Annotated in this window: 20 protein-coding genes; 6 read left to right on the plus strand and 14 right to left on the minus strand. The window is 35.1% G+C overall.

Going from position 1 to position 21,833, the window contains the following annotated elements; all coding sequences use genetic code 11:
• The first annotated feature begins 12 nt into the window (after window positions 1-12).
• The 4 genes from pnuC to ACFFUE_RS00950 all read left to right on the plus strand — a co-directional run bounded on the left by pnuC (window position 13) and on the right by ACFFUE_RS00950 (window position 4,587).
• Window positions 13-672: a nicotinamide riboside transporter PnuC gene (gene pnuC, locus ACFFUE_RS00935; protein ID WP_376831992.1), complete on the plus strand. Its 660-nt coding sequence runs from the start codon at window positions 13-15 to the stop codon at window positions 670-672.
• A 70-nt stretch (window positions 673-742) separates the two neighbouring features.
• Window positions 743-1,519 (plus strand): diaminopimelate epimerase, encoded by a 777-nt coding sequence (gene dapF, locus ACFFUE_RS00940; RefSeq protein ID WP_376831994.1) that lies wholly within the window; start codon window positions 743-745, stop codon window positions 1,517-1,519.
• Between the two features lie 12 nt (window positions 1,520-1,531).
• Window positions 1,532-2,560 (plus strand): endolytic transglycosylase MltG, encoded by a 1,029-nt coding sequence (mltG, locus tag ACFFUE_RS00945; protein WP_376831997.1) that lies wholly within the window; start codon window positions 1,532-1,534, stop codon window positions 2,558-2,560.
• A gap of 431 nt (window positions 2,561-2,991) precedes the next feature.
• Window positions 2,992-4,587 (plus strand): peptide chain release factor 3, encoded by a 1,596-nt coding sequence (locus ACFFUE_RS00950; RefSeq protein WP_376831999.1) that lies wholly within the window; start codon window positions 2,992-2,994, stop codon window positions 4,585-4,587.
• Window positions 4,588-4,637: 50 nt separating this feature from the next.
• Here the strand turns inward: ACFFUE_RS00950 and ACFFUE_RS00955 are convergent, their stop codons facing one another.
• A complete protein-coding gene (locus ACFFUE_RS00955; RefSeq protein ID WP_376832000.1) occupies window positions 4,638-4,901 on the minus strand; it encodes a hypothetical protein in 264 nt (87 codons plus the stop codon).
• Window positions 4,902-5,124: 223 nt separating this feature from the next.
• Here ACFFUE_RS00955 and ACFFUE_RS00960 point away from each other — a divergent pair, with 223 nt between their 5' ends.
• Window positions 5,125-6,060: an IS30 family transposase gene (locus tag ACFFUE_RS00960; protein ID WP_376832002.1), complete on the plus strand. Its 936-nt coding sequence runs from the start codon at window positions 5,125-5,127 to the stop codon at window positions 6,058-6,060.
• A gap of 137 nt (window positions 6,061-6,197) precedes the next feature.
• Here ACFFUE_RS00960 and ACFFUE_RS00965 read toward each other — a convergent pair whose 3' ends face one another.
• From ACFFUE_RS00965 to glgB, 12 genes are all read right to left on the minus strand, one after another.
• On the minus strand, window positions 6,198-7,973 hold the full coding sequence (locus tag ACFFUE_RS00965) for a hypothetical protein (protein ID WP_376832004.1): 1,776 nt from the start codon (window positions 7,971-7,973) through the stop codon (window positions 6,198-6,200).
• Entirely contained in the window at window positions 7,973-9,949 is a 1,977-nt protein-coding gene (locus ACFFUE_RS00970) for an McrB family protein (RefSeq protein WP_376832006.1), read from the minus strand. Before ACFFUE_RS00970 ends, ACFFUE_RS00965 begins: the two co-directional genes overlap by 1 nt.
• Window positions 9,950-9,962: 13 nt before the next feature.
• A complete protein-coding gene (locus ACFFUE_RS00975; RefSeq protein WP_376832008.1) occupies window positions 9,963-11,009 on the minus strand; it encodes a DNA cytosine methyltransferase in 1,047 nt (348 codons plus the stop codon).
• A complete protein-coding gene (locus tag ACFFUE_RS00980) occupies window positions 11,006-11,827 on the minus strand; it encodes a DNA-methyltransferase (protein WP_376832010.1) in 822 nt (273 codons plus the stop codon). The genes ACFFUE_RS00975 and ACFFUE_RS00980 overlap by 4 nt, the downstream gene beginning before the upstream one ends.
• A gap of 15 nt (window positions 11,828-11,842) precedes the next feature.
• Window positions 11,843-12,208 carry a helix-turn-helix domain-containing protein gene (locus ACFFUE_RS00985; RefSeq protein WP_376832012.1) on the minus strand — a complete coding sequence of 122 codons (366 nt, stop codon included), beginning with the start codon at window positions 12,206-12,208 and terminating at the stop codon, window positions 11,843-11,845.
• A 216-nt stretch (window positions 12,209-12,424) separates the two neighbouring features.
• A complete protein-coding gene (locus ACFFUE_RS00995; RefSeq protein WP_376832014.1) occupies window positions 12,425-12,817 on the minus strand; it encodes a helix-turn-helix domain-containing protein in 393 nt (130 codons plus the stop codon).
• Between the two features lie 239 nt (window positions 12,818-13,056).
• Window positions 13,057-14,478: a tRNA uridine-5-carboxymethylaminomethyl(34) synthesis GTPase MnmE gene (gene mnmE, locus ACFFUE_RS01000; RefSeq protein ID WP_376832016.1), complete on the minus strand. Its 1,422-nt coding sequence runs from the start codon at window positions 14,476-14,478 to the stop codon at window positions 13,057-13,059.
• Between the two features lie 77 nt (window positions 14,479-14,555).
• Complete coding sequence (locus ACFFUE_RS01005; protein WP_327985273.1) at window positions 14,556-14,975, minus strand: nucleoside-diphosphate kinase; 420 nt, start codon at window positions 14,973-14,975, stop codon at window positions 14,556-14,558.
• 90 nt (window positions 14,976-15,065) lie between these two features.
• Window positions 15,066-16,337: a glucose-1-phosphate adenylyltransferase gene (locus ACFFUE_RS01010; RefSeq protein ID WP_376832018.1), complete on the minus strand. Its 1,272-nt coding sequence runs from the start codon at window positions 16,335-16,337 to the stop codon at window positions 15,066-15,068.
• Window positions 16,338-16,460: 123 nt separating this feature from the next.
• On the minus strand, window positions 16,461-17,873 hold the full coding sequence (locus ACFFUE_RS01015) for a glycogen synthase (protein ID WP_376832020.1): 1,413 nt from the start codon (window positions 17,871-17,873) through the stop codon (window positions 16,461-16,463).
• A gap of 69 nt (window positions 17,874-17,942) precedes the next feature.
• Complete coding sequence (locus tag ACFFUE_RS01020) at window positions 17,943-18,158, minus strand: hypothetical protein (RefSeq protein WP_376832022.1); 216 nt, start codon at window positions 18,156-18,158, stop codon at window positions 17,943-17,945.
• Window positions 18,158-20,083, minus strand: coding sequence for a 1,4-alpha-glucan branching protein GlgB (gene glgB, locus ACFFUE_RS01025; protein ID WP_376832024.1), 1,926 nt, complete (start codon window positions 20,081-20,083; stop codon window positions 18,158-18,160). Before glgB ends, ACFFUE_RS01020 begins: the two co-directional genes overlap by 1 nt.
• 207 nt (window positions 20,084-20,290) lie before the next feature.
• Between glgB and ACFFUE_RS01030 the strand changes: the two genes are divergently transcribed.
• On the plus strand, window positions 20,291-21,310 hold the full coding sequence (locus tag ACFFUE_RS01030; RefSeq protein WP_376832026.1) for a M28 family metallopeptidase: 1,020 nt from the start codon (window positions 20,291-20,293) through the stop codon (window positions 21,308-21,310).
• A 60-nt stretch (window positions 21,311-21,370) separates the two neighbouring features.
• On the opposite strand, the gene ACFFUE_RS01035 is transcribed toward ACFFUE_RS01030, so the two are convergent.
• The gene (locus ACFFUE_RS01035; RefSeq protein WP_376832028.1) at window positions 21,371-21,766 is read right to left on the minus strand and encodes an MliC family protein; all 396 of its coding nucleotides are present in this window, start codon (window positions 21,764-21,766) and stop codon (window positions 21,371-21,373) included.
• Window positions 21,767-21,833: the final 67 nt, after the last annotated feature.

Here is a 21,833-nt window from a genome sequence, read left to right on the forward strand (position 1 = left end):
TATATTTGGAAGATGAATTTTTATGAACTTTTTATAAAACCTTATGAGGGGTACGAAAACTATCAGATAGCCCTAGAACTCATCGCCACTTGCTTTGGGCTTCTCAGCGTGTATTTTTCTATCCGAAAGAAAATCTGGGTCTATCCCACAGGGATTATTTCCACAGTACTGTATGTGTACATCTTGTTTGTTTTCGGGCTTTTGGGCGATATGATGATTAATTTTTACTACACCATTATGAGCCTCTACGGCTGGGTACTTTGGTCTAAAAGCTCTGATGACCATATCAATGTCAATGTATCCTATGCTACCCCGAAGGAATGGCTGTATTCTGGGTTGCTGTTCATTCTAAGTTTTGCATTGGTGGTTTTGGTGTACTATTACAAACCCTTCATTGATAATCAATTTTCAATGATTGATGTAGATTTGGGACTTTATCATTTGGATTGGGCGAATTGGTTAGATGTTTTTACCACCTCCATTTTCCTTGTCGGAATGTGGCTTATGGCAAAGCGTAAAGTAGAAAATTGGCTCTTTTGGATTATCGGGGATATGATTTGCATCCCAATGTTCATTTACAAAGGCTTAGGCATCACCGCCGTACAATACGCTGTTTTCACGGTAATGGCAATCATTGGTTATATAGAATGGAAAAAGAGTCAGAACGCGTAATTCTTTTTTTTATGATTTTATTAACATCAGTTTGCCCACACGCTTAGTATCTTTGCCCCTCACTATAATAATGATGACTACAATAGAATTTTATAAATACCAAGGGACAGGTAATGATTTTGTGATGATAGACAATCGGGATTTATCATTTCCAAAACAGCAAAGTATCATTGCTCAGCTATGTGATAGACGCTTCGGCATTGGAGCCGATGGACTGATTCTATTAGAAACCGACCCCGAAACCGATTTTAAAATGGTGTACTACAATGCCGATGGCAACGAAAGTACAATGTGCGGCAATGGAGGAAGATGCCTGGTTGCCTTTGCCAATTTTTTAAAAGTCTTTGATGGACAATGTACCTTCAATGCTATAGATGGGTTGCACGAAGCAGAGATTAACAACGGACTGGTAAAACTGAAAATGATAGATGTAGAAAACATCAGTAAAGATGGCGAAGATAGCGTTCTCAATACAGGCTCTCCTCACTTTGTAAAGTATGTGGAAGATGTGGAACATTTTGAGGTTTATCAACAAGGGAAAGCCATCAGAAACTCTGAACAGTACCGTAAAGAAGGCATTAATGTGAATTTCGTAGAAACCCTTTCTGATGATGAAATCTTTGTAAGAACCTACGAACGCGGTGTGGAAGACGAAACCTACAGCTGTGGAACAGGAGCTACAGCATCTGCCCTGACCTTCTTACAAGATAAAAATAAAGAAATGGTAAAAGTAAAAGTCTTGGGGGGAAATCTGAAAATCTATGCCGAACAACAAGGAGGTACATTCCGTAATATTTGGCTAGAAGGTCCTGCTCAGCAAGTGTTTAAAGGGTTTATTAATATTTAAAAAACAGAATTAATGAAAAAAATCATCGCCATAGCATTTCTCCTTTTGTTTGCCATAGGCGGCTGGTTTGGATACCGCTATTATCAAACATACAAGGCTAATAATGTAGCTCAAGAAGGCACTTTCCATATTCCTACGGGAGCAGAGTATCAGCAGGTGCTAGATAGCATACGCCCTTTCGTTAAAAATTTTGAACATTTTAAAACCGTAGCAGAGAAAAGAAATTTAGCCCAAAATATTCATCCTGGGAAATATAAAATTGTGGATAACAAGAGTAATTCTGAACTGGTGATGATGCTCAAAAATGGACTTCAAATGGACATTCCCTTCCGCATCGGAGATTTTGGAGATGTCTATCAGATGATGGGTCGCGTAGCAAGAAAAACCGAGGTGGATTCTCTTACCTTCATCAAAGAGTTTGATAACATCGCAAAAAACAAAGGATTGAACAACGCCGAAGACCTCAAAAAGTATTTCTTTATAGATACTTATAATTTCTTTTGGACAGTAAAGCCTTCCGAGTTTTTCAAACGCTTTGAAGACCAATACAACCAATTTTGGAATACAGAAAGAAAAGCTAAAGCCCAACAATCGGGGTTAACGGAATCTCAAATCTACGCATTAGCATCCATTGTTTATAAAGAATCTGGCGGTAAACCAGACGAACAAGCCACCATTGCTGGACTTTACCTCAACCGCTATAGAAAAGGAATGAAGCTGCAAAGCGACCCTACGGTGATTTATGCCATTAATAAAGATGTTAATTTTACCAAGCCTATCAAGCGGGTACTTTACAAGCATCTTACCCACCCCTCACCATATAATACCTATGCCAATGCAGGGATTCCACCAGGCCCCATCTGTGTGGTGGATAAAAACGCTGTAGATGCAGTACTAAACCCAGAAAAGCACAACTATATCTTTATGGCTGCCGACCCAGATAAATTGGGCTACCACCGCTTTACTGCCAGCGATGTGGAACACGCTAAAAATGCGAAAGATTACCAAGCTTGGCTAAATTCTAAAAACATAAAGAAGTAAGTCTTGGTTCAATTTTTAACCCAAATTCTGCAGTAAAATTCTTTTGAGATTCAATACCTTCTCAATCATTCTAAATAGAAGATGTAGAGATTCATTTTTATCGTAACAAAATCCTAAACGAGACGCCTCTCGTTAAAAAAAAGACCTGTCTCGTTTGAAAAAAGACGCGTCTTTTTTTCGTATTCACTAATAGTAGCCCCGTTTCAATAGAATCAGATTTTAATCCGACTTTTGAGATGGATTATCCAAAAGGCTTTATTTCAATTAAAAAATCTTGCTATGGCCACACCATTCTGAGCGGAAAATAATATATTTAAAACCTAATGCATAATTCGGATTTAAATGTTCTATGATTCCTCATCATTAATTCCCCAAAAGATTGCTTTCAGATTTCGGTAAAAATCCCGATTTTTGCACGCAGATTTAGAAATATGTCAGATTTAATCAAAGAAATACAAAAAAGAAAAACCTTCGGGATTATCTCTCACCCCGATGCTGGTAAAACCACGCTTACCGAGAAACTTCTCCTCTTCGGGGGAGCCATTCAAGAGGCTGGTGCCGTGAAGTCCAACAAAATAAAAAAAGGAGCCACTTCCGATTTTATGGAAATTGAACGGCAGAGAGGAATTTCTGTGGCAACTTCCGTTTTGGCTTTTGAATACAAAGGTTATAAAATCAACATCTTAGATACCCCAGGGCATAAAGATTTTGCCGAAGATACCTACCGAACGCTTACAGCGGTGGACTCTGTAATTGTGGTGATCGATGTGGCAAAGGGTGTGGAGGAACAGACAGAAAAACTCGTGAAAGTCTGCCGAATGAGAAATATCCCTATGCTGGTTTTCATCAACAAATTGGATAGAGAGGGAAAAGATGCCTTTGACCTTCTGGATGAAGTAGAGCAAAAATTAGGACTTACCGTAACGCCACTTTCCTTGCCTATTGGTATGGGAAGCCAGTTTCAAGGGATTTATAATATTTGGGAAAAGAATATCGAGTTCTTCCTAGAAGAAAAGAAACAAAAAGTAGGAGAATCGGTAAAGATAGACGATGTCAACGCCCCTGAAGTGGACGAACTCATCGGTGAAAAGGCGGCTTCTACCCTTCGCGAAGAATTAGAATTGGTGGAAAGTGTTTACCCTGAATTCAGCCGAGAGGATTATATGAAAGGGGATTTGCAACCTGTGTTCTTCGGTTCTGCACTTAATAATTTTGGGGTAAGAGAGCTTTTAGATGCATTTATAGAAATCGCTCCTATGCCTCAGCCTAAGGAATCTGATGTAAGAGAGGTGAAACCAGAAGAGAAAAACTTCACCGGATTTGTCTTTAAAATCCACGCTAATATGGATCCTAAACACCGCGATAGACTGGCTTTCGTGAAGATTGTTTCTGGAACTTTTAAAAGAAATGAAAATTACCTCCTCGTTCGCGAAGGTAAAAAGATGAAATTTTCTTCACCTAATGCCTTTTTCGCTGATAAAAAAGAGGTGGTAGATGAGAGTTTCCCAGGCGATATTGTCGGTCTTCACGACACAGGAAATTTCCGCATTGGCGATACCCTTACCGCAGGAGAAAAACTCAATTTTAAAGGAATTCCGAGTTTCTCACCAGAGCATTTCCGTTATATTAATAATGATGATCCGCTGAAAGCGAAGCAATTGGCAAAAGGCATTGACCAACTGATGGACGAAGGGGTTGCCCAGCTTTTTACTTTGGAGATGAACGGGCGAAAAGTCATTGGTACAGTGGGTGCTTTACAATACGAAGTTATCCAATACCGATTGGAGCACGAATACGGTGCCAAGTGTAGCTACGAACCGCTTTCCATCCACAAGGCGTGTTGGGTGGAAGCCGATGAAAAATCTGAAGAATTCAAAGAATTTGCTAAACTGAAACAGCGTTTTTTAGCAAGAGATAAATACGATCAGCTGGTATTTTTAGCAGACTCATCATTCACGATTACGATGACGCAGGAGAAATTTCCGAATGTAAAACTGCACTTCATCAGTGAGTTTAAGGGAGTATAAATATTTTAAAGAAAACCTGTTTCATTACTTCTGAAACAGGTTTAATATTTTTAATAGTCTTTAATACATCTAATGGCTACGTCGTATTGTCGATTAGGTTCAACTGTAATTTGTAAGCCATTTCCATATATTGTTCCTGCTGGTTGTTTATTATCATTAGCATAGGGAGATCTTGCTCCGTACCCATTATATCCATCAGAGTTTCTTGATAATTTTAAGCTTGTTCCATATAACCCCGCTAGGTTTTTAGGATTTACAAAGGTTAAAAAATGTTCCCATTCTGATAACAAAGGAATAGGTAGCCTTTTGGACATAAAGAGGAATTAGCAATAGAATAAACAGGTCCATCTCCCCCGTTATCCATTACGCTTGTAGGCCGGTCTAAAGGATCCTAAATTCCATTAGTAAGTGCAATTTTTGGGATAGATTTTCTCTCTTTTGAATGTAGGCGTAGCCGAAATGAAAAAGAGAGAAAGTAGGAAAAACTTTCTCTCTTGAAGAAAATGTTATATCTTAGTTCAATAACAACAAAAAAAAATGGGATATAAACATTTAACATTGGAGCAAAGGTATGAAATAAAAGCTTATCTGAAATGCAATAAACCACAAAAATTTATTGCCGAGCAATTGGGAGTGTCCGAAAGTTGCATCAGCAGGGAACTTCGGCGTAATAAGCTCAAAAGAGGAGGCTACAATGCAGATAAAGCTCAAGAACAAGCCAATATCCGTAAGGAAAGATTTGCAGTAAACAGGAAGTTTAGCCCAAGGATAAAGGATTTTGTAGAAGAAAAAATAAGGCAGGAGCAATGGTCTCCCCAGCAGATAGTGGGCTACTGTAAAAAACATAATATCACAATGGTAAGCGTCGAGAGGATTTATCAGTATATTCGTGATGACAAGAAAAAAGGAGGCAACTTATACCAATATCTCAGACACCAGCTCAAGCATAGAAAGCGTCCTGTATCAGGCAAGCACGAAGTGATTAAAAACAAAAAAAGTATAGATTTACGCCCCGAAATTGTTTTAAGCAATGAAGAATTTGGGCATTTTGAGGTTGATTTAATCATCGGAGCAGAGCAAAAAGGAGCTATTTTGACGATAGTTGAACGCAAGACTAAGTTTTTGTTTATGGAGAAATTAAAAGGGAAAAATGCAAAAGAATTAGCTAAATCTATGATTGATATTTTGATACCCTACAAAAAGTATATTAAGACGATAACTAGTGATAATGGGACGGAGTTTGCTCATCATCAGTTGATTAGTGAAAAATTGGGTTGCGATTTTTATTTTGCACATCCTTATTGCTCTTGGGAACGAGGGTTGAATGAAAACACCAATGGACTTATTCGGCAATATATCCCGAAAGGTACTTATTTTGAAAAAGTTAGCAAAGAAACAATGAAAGAAATACAACATAAAATTAACCGTAGACCTAGAACTGCGAAGCACATCACGAACACCTTATTTCAATAACAATAAAAAGTGAGTATTAACATTAGATTTTGAGGAACCTACAAGTTTATTCTATAAAATTTGCAACCTAAAAATTGCACTTGGGGGTTGAATCTGCCAAGGAGCAAATTTTTGCTCCTTATGTGTTGTAATATTCTTTAAAATTCGTAATCATTTATAGCTGGTTTGATAGTGCTATTTGTGTTATATACAAATTCTTTTTGTTTAGTAATTGGATTATTAGTTACGATAAATCTATTTAGTAAACTCTTATCCTTTAGTTTATTTTCTCTACTTGGATTTACTGCTAGTATCAATTTATTTGGATTAGAAATTGTTCTTATAACTCTACCTGTAATATGCCTAAATTCTACATCGACAAACTCTTTAAGTTCTTGCTCTGAATTAAAATTAAATTCATAGAAATCAAAACCACTATGATTTTTAAAATATGATCTAAAATGTGTTTTGAATGTATTTTTAAATAATTGTCTTGTTTCCAATATTTTATCAGGAGAATAATTAGTATAGCTATTTAATACAAATAAAAAATTGATTTCATAGTAATTGATGAATAAGGTATCTCTATCGAATAGTCGCTCCTTAAAATGAGCATTTTTCTCAGTACCTTTTTCAATATTTTGAACTAAACCATTTGTATCATAATCATTTATATCCTTTATAACACCTTGTATAAAGAAATTTGGAGATATACTATAACCTTCTGTAATATCATCTCTATAACGTATATTTTTATTAATTAGAGAAGGTATTTTAGCATTTTCCTGAAGCAAATCGATATTATATTGTATCACATTCTTCGCATAAGTGAATTGCTTATAAATAGAATTATCACTTACACTAGAATTATGCTTATAATATTTCGAATCCCCTATATAGAAAATACTTTCGTCTGTATCTAATATGCTATCAAATTCAAATAAATGATCTAATATCTTACCATCTTGATTATTTTTAAGATAGTTTAAAGAAATACCATTGGATGTTTTTCTATCTGAAAATTTGTCTGATAAAAGCTTATCAATCATATCTTCAAATACATTATGGTATTGTTTTACAATGATAAAATCATCACTTTTATTTTTAACACTTCCAACAAAAGACTTCTCAAAAAACAATACTAATAAGTTATAAATAGCTTTTAATTTATCTGAATAGTAGTTGTTTTTAATTTTCTTGATTTTATATAAACCTGTTTCTAAAAAGATTTTGAAACGCTCTCCTTTGATTAAGTTATATGGACAATCTATTATTATATCTACTTTATATTCGTCCTTTAAATGCTGTAAAACCGAATAGAAATAAGTCATTAATACTTCGTCATCATTTATTTTTTGAACCTTTGTATTTAGGTTATCATAAATTGGAGTATTACCAACAAATATAGGTTGTTGCTTTCTAATGGTTTTATTCCAGCTAACTTTTTTATGTTTTAATGATTGTTGTTCTTTGGTATGAAAAATAAAGAAGTCTTTATTCTTTTTGTAAAAGTTTAATATTGTTAATACTAAATCTAAAAATGTAAATTCGTTCGTACCTACATTCGTACTTAATTGTAGTGTATCTCCTAATTGAATGATTTTACTATCAACCCTATTTTTATATTCTGCTAATGATTTATAAAATAAGATTAAGAATTTACGAAACCAATTTAATAAAGTTATATCTTCTTTTAATAGCGATTCTATATTTTGGTTGAATAAACTTAAATAAGGAATTTTAGTGTCTAAAAACTCATCGTTATCTGTAATGAATAATTTTGGCAAAAAATAGTACAGTTGGTTATCATTGGAATGATAATAACCAACCACATCTATATATCCATGACTACCTATTTGATGATAAAATTTATCACCAAAACATTTTTCTAAATCATTGATATTGTATTTTGCACCTTCAAATAATATTCTCATTATTCTTCAGATTCAGATTTGTTTTCTTTATATTCTTCGTTACGCTCGGCAGCTTTACCCACCACTTGATTTTCTTGAATATATTCTACTATTTCTTTATCTTCTGACTTTAGTATTTGAACATTTAGAATGTCTGATAATAAGTGAATTAGCAACCTGTCTTGTTCGTCTTTATTATAAAAGTTATTGAATGAAATATCTCTATTCTTAGTACTATCAGTATTTCTTTCTATAAAAATATTATCTGGGTTAAACACCTCATCTTTAAATACATCATTCCATAAATAGAATAATACTTTGTTAATGAATAATTCTTTTGAGATAATATTTTCAGATTTAGAGGCATTGATAAACCAATTACCAATCTGCTTATCTTCGGATTTAGTTACGCTGTAAATTTTATCATTGACCTTAGCTAAGAATTCCAACCAAGAATATTGATGTGTATCATCAATTTTGATAGTAAAATTAGATTCAGTACATTTTAAATCAATAGGCACATAATGCCAATCCCATCTACGTTTGAAAGCAGAATCCATAGGGTATAATGATTGATCAGACGTATTCATAGAAGCTAATATGGATAAATTATTAGGCATTTGCAATTTACCATCAAATAATAATTTTACTTTAGCATCTCCCTCAGTTTTACCCTTATTTAATTCATTTTCCTGCTCTTTTAAATATGCCTTTAATTCGGATGATGGTTCAATGTTGTATTCAGGATTACGGTCTAGTAATTGGAAAATATCACCAAAAATCTCTGCACAATTCCCTCTGTTTATTTCTTCAATTACTAAGTAATAACTATCGCTTGTATTACTCCAAGCTTTTACGTACAAATCTGTAAATACTTGTGGTACAAATTTGTATTTAATTTTATCGTCATCTTCTGTATCTGTAAATGGTTTATATCCACCTACAAATGAATGGTAATCATAATCAGGATGAAATGTAACTCTTGAATAATTATCGCCTTTTGCTCCAAGTTTTTTTAATTCTTCTTTTATTGCATGTGATTTACCTGTACCTGGAGGACCGAAATATATTTTGTTGAAGCCACCATTTTGAGCAATCTCTATTAAATTAGAACTTGTATCTGTTGAATCATTTTTAATTGATACAGATTTAGGTGATAAATCTAAAAGATTTGAACTTAATTTCTTGTAATTTTCAAACTCTTCCAATGAACTATCACTATTTAAACTAACAATATCACCACTAATTTTTAGATATGGATGCAAGTTGTGTGATAATATTGCTTTTAAATTCCTTAATGTTCCTTTAATTTCTTTAGTCCCCTTTAAATTTACTTTGTCTGAATCATTATTAATTAATTCATAAATACCTTCTTGTTGAAAAATCACCTCATTTTGATTATCCAACCAAGTTTTGTATAAAGTATCCTCAGTGAAAATTAATAGAATCGATTTAAGTTTATTTTCTAGTAATTTTAAATTTTCAGGTATTACTAAATTAAATATCCAACTATAGAGTAATAATTTTGCAGATTCAGATACAATATTATAATCACTAGTTAAAATAGACCTTATTATTAATAGATTTGAAGTGAAATTTAATGATTTTGGAACTCTTACACCGCCTGTCCTTTCAAGACTTGATGAATTTGAATTAATAGCTTTAACTTTAGCAAGTTTCCATATTATTTGAAGAGAAACCTGCAATGGTTCTAATTGCATTGTTAATAATGCATTTTCAGATTTTAATGAATTTAATTGGTTTTCATCATAAACATCTAATTCTTTAAAAAAAGCTTTCATTAAAACTATTAATTCACCTTTTAACTCAATACTATTTCCTATATCATTTGAATAATCTAAATATTCTTTATTATCATTTAATAAATATAATAATATAGTTAAACCCAGTAATTCTTTGGGCTTAGGTAGAGATGATCCTACTGCTAACTTTGGATCAATTGTAATTCTATTTTTTATGGTATTAGGTAAATTCATACAGTATTATTTATTAATTAGAATCGAGCTTAATTACATTGGCAATCTCCCTAGCTAAAAGAGGGGGAACAGCATTGCCAACTTGTTTTAATTGAGATGATTTAGAACCATAAAATATAAAGGAATCAGGAAATGATTGTAATCTAGCTCCTTCTCTTACGGTTAAACATCTATCCAAATAAGGATGAGTAAACATACCTGATGATGGTGTATCAAATCTAGTAGTAATTGTTGGTGCAAATCCGTCTTCTAATAACCTAGACCAAGTGCCTGAATAAATTGATTTAGTTAATAATTCTTTTGGTAGCATTTCTTTACCTTTTCCCTTAGGTATTAAAGATAATCTTTTAAGAGCTAAATCACTATGTTTTGTTGCTTGATGGTTAAAAATACCCTTAGAATTTTGTCTCATTAATTCTTGATATTGATTTGTGGGTTCTTTATCATAAGGATAAAACTTCTCACCTTCACCTGATTTAATTATTGGCAAGTCATAAATAGCTTGACCCACGGTAGTTTTTTTATTATTTGTTTTAGGTAAATATATTTTTTCATTACCTAATTTTCCTAAAAAGAAAGCTCTTTTTCTATTTTGAGGTACACCAAAATCAGACGCTAATAAAATATCTACATCGACCGAATAACCTAATTGATTGAAAGCGATAATTATTTCATCTTTAAAAAAACCATTATGTGTAGTAGTTATATTAGGTACATTCTCCAACAAGAAATACTTTGGTTTAAAATATTTCACAAAATCTATAAAATATTTAAACATAAAGTTTCTTTCATCATTTATGCTTAACCTTTTACCTTTTTGAGAAAAGCCTTGACAAGGTGGTCCTCCAATTATTACATCGATATTTTTATAATTAGAAGACAATTCTTTAATATTTAATTTTTCTATATCGTCTGCGTAAATATCTGTATCTTGATGATTTAATTTATATGTATTTGCAATATCTTTATCGTGTTCCACAGCAAAAACAATCTCAAAATCTTCCATTTTAAAACCGTAAGACAATCCTCCTACACCTGCAAATAAATCTATTACTCTCATAATTTTGATATATCTTTTAATCTATTCTTAGAAATTTCGTAGTATTCCTCATTTAATTCTATTCCTAAAAATTTCCTATTATTTAACTCACAACTTACTCCAGTTGATCCACTACCCATAAACGGATCACATATAATTTCATTTTCGTTAGATAGAACATTGACAAAATGATTTAATATACTTAAAGGTTTCTGTGTTGGATGTTTCCCAAACTTTTTTTCATTTTTAGTCGTAAGAGATGATTCAATAAAATCGTGAAGTAATTTACCTTCATTATTAAACGTACCTGTTGTACCTTCATTAATAAAATAAACCCAAGCTTCAGTAGAATTTACAAATTGTAAATTCATATTTCTAGGCATAGGATTAGTTTTATGCCATATTCCTATAGTTTTATAATAAAAATTATTTTTTTCTGCTAACTCTATTACTGTTTCAATCTTCATTAGAGACATAAATAATAGTAGAGTTCCCTTTTTCTTTAAAACTCTGTTACTCTCTTTAAAAAAGGCATCCATTTTTTTTGACCAATCATCAAAATCAAGATTGTCCCAACCAGCATATGCAAATTGATTTTCTCGCATTTTAATTAAATTAGTACCTCTTTTATGCATAAAAGCGCCTAAGTTGAATGGAGGGTCAGTTAATATTAAACTTACTGAATTATCAGGAATTCGCTTCATTAAAATTTCACAATCACCATTTCCAATTCTAGATTTTTCTGTAACATTTTCAAAATATTCTAGTGACATTGAATCTTTAATATTAATACCTTTAATATCTTTTACATTAATTATTTCATTATCTTTTTCAATCATTTTTTATTAAAGGTTTTATTTATAGATGCTTACCAAATAATTTAAGAAATTCTTATTAAATTTCTTTGATTCACAATTTAGAATTTCATCAACTTTACATTTATAATAGACTAGTTTCATCTCGTCAATAGATAATTGTAATTTTTCAGCAATTATATTTAACTTATTTAATGTAATTTTCTTTTCATTTTTTTCAATCTTGCAAAGAAACGATACATCCACGCTAATTTGTGACGCTAGTTCTTTTTGAGAGATACCCATTTCTATTCTCTTCAAGCGTATTATATCTCCTATATTAGTCATAGTATAAAATTGACCTAAGCGGTCAAAAATACAATATTTGAAGGTAATGTACAAGCTTATTTTAAGATACTTTTTCATACCATCCTGTTTTAGGTTTAGACAATAATTCGGGTACAGAATTACTAAGGAAATCATCTACTTAACATTCTGATATATTGTATTTTGTGCTTCTAAGTGTCTTTTACTTCTGATACGTTCTGCTAACTCTAAGATTTTTTGTTTTCATCTTTTTGAGCTTTAGTCAAACTTCCTTTTTCTGGTTCAGGCGTTAGGTACAAACCTAAATATTCGTATTCACGTTTGCCTTTGTCGTAATAAAAGATTATCGATTTCGGTACGTTTTATTATTGTTCTTCTCCCAATTTTAGAAGCTTTTAATTCGTCGCGATTAATCATTCTTTGAATTGTCCAACGACTAGCACCTAAAAGTATAGCGGCTTCTTGTACGCTTAGGAATTCTTTATCACGAAGATTGATAAAGTTGGTGGTTTGGATTGGGAGTTTTTGTAGGGTTTGCAAACTTTGCAAGGTTTCGGAATTTGCAGAACTTACATTTTGAATTTGCTCACTTAATGTGGCTCTTATTTTTTCTTCTTTCTTCTTTCTTGATTTGCTTATAGTGTCTAGAATTGCACTTGTGGCTACAATAGCGAGTAGTGGTGGTTTGGGCAACAAAGGCTTGTCCACAGAATTGACAGAATTTTGGTATTTTGATATTCGTACTCATAATGTTGTTAATTGTAGCACAAAGTAGCTTGATGTAGCTAGTTGGTGCATCATTTCTCCGTACTATATTTTTGATGTGCTTTGGGCAACAACTGTACATCAAATTTAATCAAAATAAAGCAATTAGGCAACAAAAAAGAGCAATATAATTGCTCTTAAGTATAATATTTATAAGTAGTTAATAAATAAAAGAAAGATAACTACTTCCCGATACAGAAATTTGCAAAGATATTCCCTAGAATTTCATCATTGGTATAAGTGCCTGAGATTTCACCAAGGTATTCCAAAGCATTGCGAAGTTCATACGCCAAAAGCTCTGTAGGAAGATGGTGGGCAATGGCATCTTCTACCCGTATCACCGAATCCCAAGATTTTTGCAACGCCTCATAATGCCTTTGGTTGGTAATCACCACATTACTTTCTTCAGATTTCAAACTTTCTACATAATCTGAAAGTTCATATTTTAAAGTATCAATATTCTCATTATTTTTAGCGGAAATCCTTAAAATAAGTTCTAAAAAATTGGGGCATAAATTCATTAAAAGTTCCTTATCAAAATCTAAAGACCAGTCTTTATTTGCCTCTTCATCTACTTTATTATGTAGCAAAATAATCTTCAAATCCTCTCTCCAAACTTCCTTTACAAAATTAATCACTTCTTCAATGGTGGAATCAATGCTATCATAAAGATAAAGTAAGATTTTTGCGGATGCTATTTTCTCTTTTGCTTTTTTCACCCCTATTTCTTCTATCACATCGGTAGTTTCGCGGATGCCAGCGGTATCTATGAAGCGAAACGCCGTCCCATTAATGTGTAAAACTTCCTCTATTGTATCTCTGGTGGTTCCTGCAATATCACTTACGATGGCTCTTTCTTCTTTCAAAAGGGCGTTCAGAAGTGTAGATTTACCAGCATTGGGCTTTCCGATGATGGCTACATCTATCCCATTTTTGATGGCATTTCCATATTGGAAACTATCTTTAAGATTGGAAATTTTCGATTTAAGATTTTGAAGCAAAGCCTTCATCGCTGTTCTATCTGCAAACTCTACATCTTCTTCGGAAAAATCCAATTCCAACTCTATCAAGGAGGTAAAATTGAGCAATTGTTCTCTCAGTTCACCAATTTCTTTGGAAATACCACCTTTCAACTGGTTAAGGGCAACTTTTCGTGAGGCTTCATTTTCAGAGGCAATTAAATCTGCGATGGATTCCGCTTGGGCTAGGTCTATTCTTCCATTGATAAACGCTCGCATTGTAAACTCCCCCGCTTTTGCCATTCTTGCACCATTTGCGATGAGAACTTCCAGAATCTTTTTCCCAATATGAGGCGAGCCGTGGAAGGAAATCTCCACAGAATCTTCCGTTGTAAAGCTCTTCGGAGCTCGGAAAACCGCTACCATTACTTCGTCAATGGGTTCAGAATTTCCTTTCTCTTCATTGGAAGATAGAGAACTTACTATCCATCCATAATGCACGGTATGGGAAGGTACTTTTTCTAAATCTGCACCTTTAAAAACTTTATTCACAATGCTAAAAGCCTCAGCTCCAGAAACTCTAATTACGCCAATGGCTCCCACGCCACCCGCCGTTGCTAATGCACAAATGGTATCTTGATTCATAGGGACAAAGGTAATATTAAAACAAAAAAGAACCAAAGCTCTTCGCTTTGATTCTTCGTATCTTTATAAAATCCCGATTAGAAAATTTCTCTTCCAGAGAAGTGAAATCTCGCTTCGATAAGGGCATTTTCATCAGAATCTGAACCGTGTACAGCATTCTCTCCTACGCTTCTTGCAAAAAGTTTTCTGATGGTTCCTTCCGCTGCTTCTGCTGGATTGGTAGCTCCGATAAGGGTTCTAAAATCTTCTACGGCATTGTCTTTCTCCAAAACGGCTGCTACGATAGGACCAGAAGACATAAACTCTACCAACTCACCATAGAATGGTCTCTCTGCGTGTACTTCGTAGAATTTTTTAGCATCAGCTACAGTCAATTGCGTCAGCTTCATTGCTTTGATTTTAAATCCTGCTTCTGTGATTTTTCCTAAAATTGCTCCAATGTGTCCATCTGCTACCGCATCAGGTTTAATCATTGTAAATGTAATATTCGACATAATTAAATAAAATTTTTGTGCCGCAAATTTACAAAAAGTAAACGAATGTTTAGCGTTTCTTTTTATTGCCGTTATAATATCAATACTTCTCCCCTACGGAATCTGAGTACCATCTTTTATTACAGCTCCCTTCTTCACCACCACAATGCCATCTTTCACAGAGTGGGTTTCATAGTCACCATCGGGTAAGTGTTTTCCACCAATGATGCGTACATTATTTCCTATTTTCACATTCTTGTCTATGATGGCGTATTCTATATAGCAATATTTACCAATACCCATATTAGGCTTGCCTTTGTTTTCATTTTCTACAATTTCATCGGTTGCTTGGTAATAATCTGCTCCCATAATATAGGAATTCATCACTGTACTACCTCTATCTATACGGGTTCTGTTTCCTATGATAGAATTTTCTACCTTATCTGCCATAATGATACAACCATCTCCAAACACGGCTCGCTGCACATAGCTTCCCATAATCTTGGAAGGAGGCAACATCCTCGCTCTGGTATAGATAGGACTGGTACTGAATAAATTGAACTTCGGAAAGTCTTGGGCTAAATCTAAGTTGGCCTGATAAAAAGATTCAATGGTTCCTATATCTGTCCAGTAGCCATCATACTGAAAGCTAAGGGTGTTGTAGCCATTATTAATAGCATTAGGAATTAAGTCCTTACCAAAATCATCCCCTGGGTCTTCATTAAAGATTTTTTTCAGTACCTTTTTATTAAAGATATAAATTCCCATAGAAGCCAAATATTCTTTGCCTTCGTAGCGATTTTTTTCCGAAACTTCAGATTTCCAATCTTGCAGTACCTCTGCTGATGGTTTTTCTACAAATGCTTGAATTTTCCCCGAATCATCAGACTTCAAAATACCAAATCCTGTAGCATCTTTAGCATTCACTGGGATTGTTGCAATGGTAATATCGCCACCATTGTTCTTATGAAACTCCACCATTTCGCGGAAGTCCATTTGGTACAGTTGGTCTCCAGAAAGAATCAGCACATAGTCATAATCATACTTATCCATATGCCGCATACTCTGGCGTACGGCATCTGCCGTCCCTTGAAACCATTGGTCGTTCTCCACATTTTGCTCTGCAGCCAAGATATCTACAAAACCTTTGCTGAAAATATCAAAATGGTATGAGTTCTTGATATGTGAATTGAGTGATGCCGAATTAAACTGTGTAAGCACCAAGATTTTATTGTACCCAGAATTGAGACAATTGGATATTGGGATATCTACTAGCCTATATTTCCCTGCAATAGGTACGGCAGGCTTGGAACGAAAATAAGTAAGGGGAAACAATCTGGTGCCTCTTCCTCCTCCTAAAACGATTGAAAGAACATTGGTCTTCATATAATTAATTTAATGACTTATTGGTTATTAATTCACTATTATTTTCTGCATAAAATTAGGCAAATTCTATGAACTACTCAAGAAAAATAGTGCTGAAAAACTATGATATAAAACATTTAACATTTAGTTCATCTGATACAAATCTATGTACTTCTTTGCGGAAGTTTCCCAAGAGAAATCAAAGCTCATATTGGCTTGTATCAGGTGTTGCATCAGTTCTTTATCAGAATAAAGGTGTAAGGCTCTGTGCAAGGCGTTTACGGCAGCGTCTGCGGTGGCATAGGTAAAGTTGAGCCCCGCACCACCAGAGGAAATATCTTGCACGGTATCTTTTAGCCCGCCCGTATATCTTACTACGGGGATGGTGCCATACCGCATTGCATACATCTGATTGAGCCCACAAGGCTCTACCCGCGAAGGCATCAGCAGAAAATCTGCCGAGGCATATATCTTATGAGAAAGGTCTTCTTTATAGCCTAAATCTAATGCGAAATTGATGAAATGGTGATTCAAATCTTTCAATTGGTTTTCCGTAAATGGGTTGCCCGAGCCTAGTATAATAAGATTTATCCTACCTTGTGTCTCCTGAATGCTTCTCCAAATGATTTCTGGTAGCAAATCGGCTCCCTTCTCTCCCGCAAATCTTCCAATAAATCCTACCAGTGGTAACTCTGGATTGAGCCCATACGCTTCACAGATTTTTAATTTGTTTTGTCTCTTGCCTTCCTCTACATTGCTTGCATCGTAGTTGAAATACAGCATTTCATCGGTTTTGGGATTCCAAACTTCTGTATCAATACCATTGATGATGCCATAAGCCTTGGCGTGTTCTTGCTGCACCAAAGGCTCTAATCCTTGTAAACTGTGGTACAACTCTTCCAGATAGCCTTGTGAAACGGCATTGAAAGCGTGGCAACATTTCAGCATTGTGGCCAAAGGATTGATTTTCCCTGCCCAGTCTAATAGCTTTAGATAAGAAGAATCTTCCACCCACGGAAAATAAGGAAGCATATCCCAACTCATTGCGCCTTGATACTCTCCATTGTGAATGGTGCCAATGGTTTTAACGCCTTTCAGAAATTTGAAATCTGGACAGTATTCTATCATAAAAGGGACTAAACCTGTGTGATAATCGTGGCAATGTAAGACATCGGGGCGAATTTCCATAGCGGAAAGCCAATGTAAAACGCCGTGCTGAAAGGCTAAAAACTGCTGATGCTCGTCCCAATAGCCATAGGGATTTTCTCTATCTAATAAACCTGGTATTTTTACCAAATACAGTGGAAAGCCCAAAGCCTGATGCTTCTCTTGCCAAACCTGAACCTGAAACATCTGATGATTCTGATGTATAAACCCATCAAAGACGATGTCAAACTCGTGGTTATGAACAAAAGAGCGATTGTACCACGGCATTACCACGCTGGCTTGTATGCCTTGGATTTTGTTTTGATATTTGGGCAGGGCTCCCACTACATCGCCTAAGCCTCCTACCTTGGCTACAGGATAGCACTCTGTACTGAGATGGAATATTTTCATTGTTTTTAGGTTTAAAAGTTATCTAAATGGTATCGTAAAAGTTTTATTTAATCAATAAAAATTATTTTCTCAAATTATTTGATGGTCATTTTGTATCACTTCTTCCTTATTTTGCATTGCTGGATGCTCATTTTGTACTACTTGGTGGTCATTTTGCATTACTTCTTCCTTATTTTGCATCACTTCTTCCTCATTTTGCACTGCTGGATGCTTATTTTGCACTACTTGGTGGTCATTTTGCATTACTTCTTCCTCATTTTGCATTGCTGGATGCCCATTTTGCACTACTTGGTGGTCATTTTATCTTGTTTTCTCCTTTTCAGCACTATCCCTGCAAGTGGTGGAAGTCTTAGAATAATGGCATTGGGGCGAAACATCCAGCTTTCATCTTCTTCATCTATTATCTCTGCTTTCACACCGCTTCCTGCATATTGTTCATCATCAGAGTTGAGGATTACTTCCCAAGAGGTGCCTTCATCTACTCCTATTTTATAATCAAAAGTGCGAGGGGTAAGGTTGAGCACCGTCATTGTAACATCCTCTTTCGTTGTTCCTTTTCGGAGATAGACAAAGATGGAATTGTTGCCATCATTAGGCTCTACCCATTCAAAACCTTCGGGGCTGAATTGGTTTTCGTATAAGGAAGTTTCCGTTTTATAGAGATGATTGAGGTCTTTCACGAAGGTTTGTAGTCCCTTATGCACTGGATATTTCAGCAAATGCCAATCTAAGGACTGGGCAAAATTCCACTCGCTGGTCTGCCCAAACTCATTCCCCATAAAGAGAAGCTTAGCACCAGGGTGCGTGTACATTAGGGTATAGAGGGCTCTTAGATTAGCAAATTTTTGCCATTCATCTCCGGGCATTTTGTATATCATACTGGCTTTGCCGTGTACTACTTCATCGTGAGAAAGGGGCATCATATAATTTTCATTATACATATACATAGAAGTAAATGTAATCTTATTGTGCCAGTACTTTCTATTGATAGGGTCTTCGGCAAAGTATTTTAGGGTATCGTGCATCCAGCCCATCATCCATTTCATTCCGAAGCCTACGCCACCGCTATGTACGGGTTTGGTAAGCATTGGAAAGTCAGAACTCTCCTCGGCTATCGTCATTACATCTGGGAAGTATTGGTACACCGCCGTATTGAAATCTTGCAAGAAATCTTTAGCTTCCAGATTCACATTTCCTCCAAATTGGTTGGGTAGCCACTCGCCATCGTTTCTGGCATAGTCTAAATGCAACATAGAAGTAACAGCATCTACCCTTAGCCCATCTGCGTGGTAGCGTTCTAACCAAAACATAGCATTAGAAATAAGGAAAGATTTTACCTCTGGTCTTCCGTAGTTGAAAAGATGGGAATTCCACTGTGGATGATAACCTTTGCGAGGGTCTTCGTGTTCATAAAGGAAAGTACCATCAAAGTAATGCAATCCATTGGCATCTCCTGGGAAGTGAGATGGCACCCAATCTAGAATGACACCGATACCGTTTTTGTGCAATTCATCTATGAGATACATTAAATCCTGAGGAGCTCCAAAGCGGGAATTGGCAGCGTAATATCCCGTAACTTGGTACCCCCAGCTAGGTTCGTAGGGGTGCTCCATCACGGGCATTAGCTCTATATGCGTAAAGCCCATCTCCTTTACATAAGGAATAAGGCGTTCTGCAATTTCTCTATAACTGAAAAATCGGTTGGGATTGTCGGTTCCTCTCATCCAAGAGCCTAAGTGTAACTCGTACACAGAAAGAGGTGCTTGCAATCTATTATGCTGCCAACGGTTTTTCATCCAATCCTCATCTTCCCATTCATACCAAGTGGTGGAGATGATGGACGCCGCCTGCACATTTTGCTCCCAACTTAAAGCATAGGGATCGCTCTTTTCTAGCAAAATATTTTGTGAGGTTCTAATGGCATACTTGTAGATAGTGCCCCAAGAAAGCCCTTCTATGAAACCTTCCCAAATCCCAGAACTATCCCAACGCGGATGAAGATGGTGGGCTTCAGAATGCCAGCCATTAAAGTTTCCAATCACGGAAACGGCTTTGGCATTGGGAGCCCATACGGCAAAATAAACGCCAGACTTCCCTCCTACTTCCACAGAATGTGAACCAAATTTTTCATACAACCGATAATGCCGCCCTTCTCTGAATAAATACACATCTTCTTCCGTAAAAAGCGAATAATGCCCTACCTTTTCCATAACTGATATTGGTTTATAAAATTGACCGTACTAAGTTACGAATATAAGTTTTATCCACTCGCATTTTAAACAAAAGTTTATGAATTTTAAGTTAAATATTTAAAAAGGGCTGAAGTTGGTTTTTGAAACTAAATATTACCTTTTTATAAGGAAATTCTTGTTCTTTCGGCAAATATTAGTACTTTTAGGCATTCAAAATTTTAATCAATGAAAAAACTATTTTTTGCAAGCATTACTTTAGTCTTGGCTACCAGCTGTGCTACCAATCTCAGCTACACGGGGAACACCTTCAAGCAATCTTATGAATCTATCACCACTGCCGACCTGAAAAAACACCTCTACACCATTGCCTCAGAGGAAATGAAAGGTAGAAATACGGGGAGCGAGGGCATCAGAAAGTCTGCGGAATACATTACCAATGAATATAAAAAATATGGCATCTCCCACCCTAAAAGTATGAATGGATTTTACCAAACCATTCCATCATCATTTTTTGGAACGCGAAGGGGAAACACCTATCCTGATTCTGATAATATTTTAGGATACATAGAAGGAACAGAAAAACCAGATGAAATTGTTGTCATCTCTGCACACTATGACCACATCGGACAAAATAAAGACGGAAAAGCCTACAATGGAGCCGATGACAATGGTAGTGGTAGCGTGGCATTATTGGAAATTGCAGAAGCTTTTCAGAAAGCTAAAAAAAGAGGCAAAGCACCCAAGCGTTCGGTATTGTTTTTACATCTTACGGCTGAGGAAATTGGCTTATTAGGTTCTAAATATTATGTAGAAAATCCTATTTTCCCGCTTAGCAACACTGTTGTAAATATCAATATTGATATGATTGGTAGAAGTGATGCCGATAACCTTGGGAAAAACTATGTTTATGTTATTGGTTCGGATAAGCTGTCTTCAGATTTGAAAAAAATCAATGAAGCGGCTAATAAAAGTACGCATAATCTAGAACTCAATTATAAATATGATGACCCAAATGACCCTATGAGATTATACTATCGCTCAGACCATTACAACTTTGCTAAGCATAATATTCCTGCTACTTTTTTCTTTGATGGCGTTCACGAAGATTATCATAAAACAACCGATACTCCTGATAAAATAGACTATGACCTTCTGAAAAAGCGAACCCAATTGATATTTGCCACCGCTTGGGAATTGGCGAATAGAAAAGATAAAATTGTGGTAGATCAAAAGGGAGAAAACTAAATAACAAAAGCTGTTTCGGATGGAAACAGCTTCTTTTATTTAAACCTAAATTAATGAATTTTATTTCACTTCTTTACCTTCGATTTCGGTAGTATCTCCATTTCCGAACATAAAGCCTTCTTTACTTGTCCAGAAGAAGTTTTTATCTGCATCCTCAAATTTAGAACCACTAGCAGATACCGCAGATTTCATTTGATAAACTTTCCCTGTGGTTTCATTGGTAACTTCGGCAGTACCTTCAGCTGTATTAAAAACCGCTTTGAATTTGGTTTTGCCATCGTTGCTTACATAGTTAGCCGTTACAACATCAGATGCTACTGCTACAGAATCTGTGGTTACAGAATCTACCTTTACTGGCTCTTCTACTACTACAGTTTCAGTTTCTACTTGTTCTTTCTTGTTACACGCAGTAAGTACCAAAGCTGCTCCCATTGCAGCGAAAAAGATTTTTTTCATAATTTTTAACTTTTTTTAAATGATTTATACACCGTCTATGAGGCAAATATTATGCTAAAATGTTTTT

Source organism: Bergeyella porcorum (assembly GCF_042427575.1).
GTDB classification, from domain to species: Bacteria; Bacteroidota; Bacteroidia; order Flavobacteriales; family Weeksellaceae; genus Bergeyella; species Bergeyella porcorum.

Bases quoted from the DNA above. Each gene is read 5' to 3' on its own strand.
- pnuC (WP_376831992.1), top strand. From the start codon at position 13: ATGAATTTTTATGAACTTTTTATAAAACCTTATGAGGGGTACGAAAAC.
- dapF (WP_376831994.1), top strand. From the start codon at position 743: ATGATGACTACAATAGAATTTTATAAATACCAAGGGACAGGTAATGAT.
- mltG (WP_376831997.1), top strand. From the start codon at position 1,532: ATGAAAAAAATCATCGCCATAGCATTTCTCCTTTTGTTTGCCATAGGC.
- ACFFUE_RS00950 (WP_376831999.1), top strand. From the start codon at position 2,992: ATGTCAGATTTAATCAAAGAAATACAAAAAAGAAAAACCTTCGGGATT.
- ACFFUE_RS00955 (WP_376832000.1), bottom strand. From the start codon at position 4,901: ATGTCCAAAAGGCTACCTATTCCTTTGTTATCAGAATGGGAACATTTT.
- ACFFUE_RS00960 (WP_376832002.1), top strand. From the start codon at position 5,125: ATGGGATATAAACATTTAACATTGGAGCAAAGGTATGAAATAAAAGCT.
- ACFFUE_RS00965 (WP_376832004.1), bottom strand. From the start codon at position 7,973: ATGAGAATATTATTTGAAGGTGCAAAATACAATATCAATGATTTAGAA.
- ACFFUE_RS00970 (WP_376832006.1), bottom strand. From the start codon at position 9,949: ATGAATTTACCTAATACCATAAAAAATAGAATTACAATTGATCCAAAG.
- ACFFUE_RS00975 (WP_376832008.1), bottom strand. From the start codon at position 11,009: ATGAGAGTAATAGATTTATTTGCAGGTGTAGGAGGATTGTCTTACGGT.
- ACFFUE_RS00980 (WP_376832010.1), bottom strand. From the start codon at position 11,827: ATGATTGAAAAAGATAATGAAATAATTAATGTAAAAGATATTAAAGGT.
- ACFFUE_RS00985 (WP_376832012.1), bottom strand. From the start codon at position 12,208: ATGAAAAAGTATCTTAAAATAAGCTTGTACATTACCTTCAAATATTGT.
- mnmE (WP_376832016.1), bottom strand. From the start codon at position 14,478: ATGAATCAAGATACCATTTGTGCATTAGCAACGGCGGGTGGCGTGGGA.
- ACFFUE_RS01010 (WP_376832018.1), bottom strand. From the start codon at position 16,337: ATGAAGACCAATGTTCTTTCAATCGTTTTAGGAGGAGGAAGAGGCACC.
- ACFFUE_RS01015 (WP_376832020.1), bottom strand. From the start codon at position 17,873: ATGAAAATATTCCATCTCAGTACAGAGTGCTATCCTGTAGCCAAGGTA.
- glgB (WP_376832024.1), bottom strand. From the start codon at position 20,083: ATGGAAAAGGTAGGGCATTATTCGCTTTTTACGGAAGAAGATGTGTAT.
- ACFFUE_RS01030 (WP_376832026.1), top strand. From the start codon at position 20,291: ATGAAAAAACTATTTTTTGCAAGCATTACTTTAGTCTTGGCTACCAGC.
- ACFFUE_RS01035 (WP_376832028.1), bottom strand. From the start codon at position 21,766: ATGAAAAAAATCTTTTTCGCTGCAATGGGAGCAGCTTTGGTACTTACT.